Source organism: Maribacter sp. (assembly GCF_049667165.1).
Taxonomy (GTDB): domain Bacteria; phylum Bacteroidota; class Bacteroidia; order Flavobacteriales; family Flavobacteriaceae; genus Maribacter_A.
Map to the genome: position 1 here is coordinate 1 of NZ_JBATHS010000046.1, position 4,878 is coordinate 4,878.

The 4,878-nt window shown below is 41.1% G+C and carries 5 protein-coding genes; 1 reads left to right on the forward strand and 4 read right to left on the reverse strand.

All coding sequences use genetic code 11. The annotated features are described in order from the left end of the window. Nucleotides 1-132 (forward strand): GNAT family N-acetyltransferase (locus tag WBM98_RS02325; RefSeq protein WP_424364414.1); only part of this gene is annotated, 132 nt, incomplete at its 5' end. Nucleotides 133-456: 324 nt separating this feature from the next. Here WBM98_RS02325 and WBM98_RS02330 read toward each other — a convergent pair. The 4 genes from WBM98_RS02330 to WBM98_RS02345 form a co-directional block, all read right to left on the reverse strand. Further along, nucleotides 457-831, reverse strand: a complete 375-nt coding sequence (locus WBM98_RS02330) for a hypothetical protein (protein WP_424364410.1) — start codon at nt 829-831, stop codon at nt 457-459. Between the two features lie 80 nt (nt 832-911). Next, nucleotides 912-3,266, reverse strand: a complete 2,355-nt coding sequence (locus tag WBM98_RS02335; RefSeq protein ID WP_424364411.1) for a glycoside hydrolase family 3 N-terminal domain-containing protein — start codon at nt 3,264-3,266, stop codon at nt 912-914. Nucleotides 3,267-3,570: 304 nt separating this feature from the next. Continuing rightward, on the reverse strand, nt 3,571-4,185 hold the full coding sequence (locus WBM98_RS02340; RefSeq protein WP_424364412.1) for a hypothetical protein: 615 nt from the start codon (nt 4,183-4,185) through the stop codon (nt 3,571-3,573). A 3-nt stretch (nt 4,186-4,188) separates the two neighbouring features. Next, nucleotides 4,189-4,878: DNA cytosine methyltransferase (locus tag WBM98_RS02345; RefSeq protein ID WP_424364413.1), on the reverse strand; the 690-nt coding region annotated here is incomplete at its 5' end.

Sequence of the window (4,878 nt, forward strand, 5' to 3'; positions counted from 1 at the left end):
TACAATGAAACTACAATGCGTATATCTGCGCAAAAATACCTTTTGAAGTTTTACAACGCACTTGGGTTTGTGCAGGATGGTGAGGAATATTTAGAAGACGGAATTCCGCATGTGGCCATGTTAAAAAAATAAACACGGTACGACTTTTAATTTATCGAATAATTAAACAACCATCATTCAACCCTTTACAATTATAATCAATATAACACGGACCTTCTTGGCTTTAAATTAGGGTTCATCTTATAAACCGAATTAAGAAATTTGACCAAGAAGTCGTGGGATCACCCCGATTTGGTTCCATAAGAGATGAATCTGGCCAGGTTACTTGCATGGCCCATCATCATCAAAGGTATTTTATACAGATTGAAATTGATAAAAAATAAAGATTTATCGAACTAGGAGAAGTAGAGGATTTTGTCTCGAGCTATGCAAAAGGGATGAATCTTTAAAAAAAATCTAAATTCTAATAGGCTCCTTGTTCGTAAGGTTAATATCCTCTAACATAGAGTCTGTGAACTTATAATGCCCTTTTGTGGTTATGATCCTAAACCTATTGGACCTCATTCTGCTCAAGGTGTCAAGAAACAACCATTTTGATTTAAGCATCAATGGATTTTCTGATTTAAGGCTAATCTCAAAGAAATATTTCATTCCGTTTTTAAGGGCCACGATATCAGGCGTAATCTTAATGTCACTTCCTTTTTTCAAAAAGGATTTTGGGGTCTCGTATCCATCCATATCAGCTTTGATTTCTTCAAAACCAGTGGCTTCTAAATGGTGAATGGACTTTTCTAAAAAAGCTTTGTTTTCTGCAATATCTAAATGTGTCATAATGTCATAAGGTAGTGGAAAATCATTTCAAAACCTAATTTCACACTTTGATTAACAATGTGTTATGTTAATTTTCGGAATCAATGTATTTGGATGGTTTTTCTAAGCCGTATATCTTCCGACGAACTTCCTACCATAATTTCAAACTCCCCTGGCTCAACCCTATACCGCATATCCTTGTCCCAAAGGCCTAATTCTTCGATGGGGATGACAAAATCCAATGTGGATGTTTGGGCCGGTACCAGTTCTATTTTCCTAAATTCCTTCAATACTTTTATGGGTGTGGTCACCGAGCTTACCTTATCATTGATATAAATCTGAACGACTTCCTTACCTGTCATTCCCCCAATGTTTTTTATGTTCACGGAAAGATGTATGGATCCGTCCATATCCAATTTTGTATCCCCAACATTCAAATCAGAATACTCAAACTGGGTATAGCTCAGGCCATGTCCGAATGGGAAAAGCGGATCTGGCGAGGAAAACACATAGTCCCTTCCGGGTTTTTCCCTGGTACCCGGTTTGTGATAAAAGCCTTTTCCCGAAGGTTTCGTATTGTAAAAGGAAGGAAGATGCCCCACACTTTTAGGAACGGTAACCGGCAACTTACCTGACGGATTCACATCCCCAAACAAAATTCGGGCTATCGCATTCCCGCCTTCTTCTCCTGGGTACCAAGCCTCGATAATGGCCGGAATATGTTCTTTTTCCCAAGCAATGGAATATGCTCTTCCGTGTACCATGACCAACACGATGGGTTTTCCAGTTTTATGGATGGCCCGAATCAATTCGGGTTGAATGCCTGGGGGTGTCAAGTCTGTTCTGTCAAACCCCTCACCAGAAGTTGCGAAGTCTCCGGGAATTTCCTTACCCCATCCAATGCCCGAAAGGGTCATACTGGTTCCGCCAATGACCAGTACCACGACATCGCTTTGCTCTGCCACCGCAACCGCTGCGGGGATATCACCATCATCAAGACCCGTAATGGTGCAACCGTGGGAATAATTCACCTTCACCCCGTTGTGCACATAATTTTTTATTCCCTCTAACAGGGTTACTCCCGAGGCATTGTCCTTCGTTGCACTGTAATCGCCATATTGCACTTGATCCGCATTTGGGCCAATAACCGCAATAGACCGAATTTTGGAAACATCCAACGGCAATAGATCGGCTTCATTTTTAAGTAGGATGATGGACTCTTCCGCTATTTCACGCGCCAAAGCTTTTGATTTTTGGGTGTGGATTAGATCCGACACCTTATGCGGGGCGCTATAAGGTTTATCGAATAGACCGGCCTTGAATTTAGCCGTTAATATATTAAAGACGGCTTGATCGATCAAGGTACTATCGATCTTTCCGGTTTTGACCAATTCCGCCAATTCTGAAAAAGCATAGGGTTTGGGCGCCTCCAAATCAATACCGGCCATGAGGGTCTGAATGGCAGTTTCGGCCTTATCAGAGGTTACTTCATGAAAGTGTTCCAACATCCAAATCGCTTCATAATCAGAAAACACATAACCCTTAAAACCCAACTCCCCACGTAAAATATCTTTCATAAGGTATTCGTTACTGTGCATTGGAATTCCATTTACCTCATTATAAGCGGGCATTACCGAATAGATATTGGCCTCTTGAATCACTTTTTTGAACGGATACATATGTAAATCCCTTAAATCCCTGGGACCAACATTATTTGGACCAAGATTAATCCCTGCAATAGGGGTGCTATAGGCCACAAAATGTTTTGCCGTACACATTAGTTTGTTATCCGGAATTTGGTTTTTTGTGAATTCAGGGTCTCCCTGCATGCCTATAACAAAAGCCTTTCCCATTTCAGCGACATGATAGGGATCCTCCCCATAACACTCTTCAACCCTTCCATATCTCGGATCCCGAGCCAAATCGAACAAAGGGGATAAGGCTTGGTCCACTCCGGAAAGACTTGCTTCTTCCGCAATCACCGAACTCATTTTTTGTATCAACTCAGGGTTCCAAGTGCTTCCTTGGGCTATGGCCTGTGGGAAAATAGTGGCGCCAAAAGCCAATTGACCATGCAGACATTCTGCGATTTGTATGGCTGGAATACCAAGTCTTGTCTTACTCCGAAGATAGCTGTCAGCCGCTTCGGATAATTTTGCGATTTGATCAACACCTATAAACGGGCTCTCCAAACAACCGATGCTTTTACCTTGAAATAAACTTTCTAAAGAGGCCGCATCTACAATTTCGTTTTCGTCGAGTTCCAATGCGGACAAACTCAACATATTCATTTGGGATATTTTTTCCTCCAAGGTCATTCTGCCCAGAAGGTCTTTTACCCGGAGCTCAACTTCAAGGGCGCTATCCTTATAGGGTAGCTTTTGGGCAAAGCACATGGCGGTCATGCCAAAACCAAACATTATCGCGGCAATCAATTGTACACTCGGTATAGACATTCTAAATTTTAAAACCATATTCGTTGGGATGTTCTATTAAATTGTTAAACTAAGGAATTGCAGACGCCTAAAAGTAACGAATTGTGCTGTATCCACGACAAACAATCGCACCTGTTGCTGGATTGGTTTTCAAGACACTCAAATTGACCTTACCGACCCATCGGTCGGTTTTCTAAATAATCAAAGCTGAAATTTTAGTTTGCTAAAATCCCTATTGTGACCGTGTTTGTCGATGAAATACACAATGGAAACCCATGGCAGCCCCAATTTCAAACCGTACCGACCACCGGGTTTGTAAATACGGTTAAACCAAACGCTTGGCCAAGCCATTTTCAATTAAAAAATCAAGCTTTAAAACCAAATTGATCGGTTTTTCGGTCTTATTATACTTTGAGTAATAAAGGTATCCTTCTGTTTTGGAGTCAAGCCCCGGCATTTTTATTTTTCCATCCCTTAGCAAGGAGTTCTCCATGAAATCTACCAAGCTATTTTCGGTAATGGCTTTGGACTTCAAGAAAAAAACAAGTTTTTCCCTGTTCACAAATGTTATTTTGCAGGAAGTAAATTTATTTGGTTCATCAGAATAGATACCCGTAATCAATGCATAGAAATCAGTTTTCTTTATAGGATCGAAAAGCCAACCCTGTTTTGTCTTTCCGTTTTTTTGGTAGTTGATCTCAAAAGCGAAGGTAGGTAGATCGTCATTCACATAATCCAATTGCGCTTTTTCATCTATTAAAAATTCCTTTTGATCCATACTACGGGTCAATATAAGATCAATACCTTGAAGTTGCTTTTTTAAATCGGATATGCGTTGAAATCGATATTGATGAAGGTGTTTTTTGTAAAGGGCATCCAATAGTATCGATAAGTGTTGTTCTTTTTGCAAATCCGATCTAAAGTTGCTAACCAGTCCCACACCTCAGCTGTTGATTTTACGGAACAAGACCTCTCCAATTTTTTCAACCACCCCAACTACTAGGGCATTACCCATAAAAAAAGCACGTTTCGTATCCGAAACGCCCTCTAATTGGGTGTGGTTGTCAGGAAACATGTTCAACCGTTCCAATTCTATAGGGGTCAATCGGCGCAATCCTTTTGAAGTTTGAACTACATGTTTGAACCTCGATGGACTTTTTCCTCCCTCACCAGTGATGATCGTGCGGGAGGCATTGTCCAAAGCATCCGGAAAGACCATAGCGCCTTCACTATAGTTATATCCAAAGCCGTTTTTGGCGGTACGCACCTCTTTTTTTGCCCCTTTAAGATATTCCCATTTTGGATATTCATGAGCAGGAATAAAGAAATCCTTTGCGACCTCCCCATTTTGCAACACATCGGCGAGTACCGTTCGCGGCCCATCGTAATTCGGATGGGTCTTTGCCGTAAATACCTCCCCATTGATGCTTACTCCCGAATTTGCAAAGGGGGATAGCTTTTCCCCTAGATTGAACTGCTCTGAAATGGTCACCAAATCCCCCTCCAGGGTAAAATGGCTAAATTGATCCAATGAATTTTGAACAGGAAAGGTGTTTGCCATGGTACCTTGATGGATGATCCAATCTTTTTTATCTGCTTTTTTCAAGGCTTTATAGAATGGTGTGGATTTATG

Excerpts from the sequence above, each read along its gene's own strand:
- WBM98_RS02335 (WP_424364411.1), bottom strand. The coding sequence starts at position 3,266 with ATGTCTATACCGAGTGTACAATTGATTGCCGCGATAATGTTTGGTTTT.
- WBM98_RS02330 (WP_424364410.1), bottom strand. The coding sequence starts at position 831 with ATGACACATTTAGATATTGCAGAAAACAAAGCTTTTTTAGAAAAGTCC.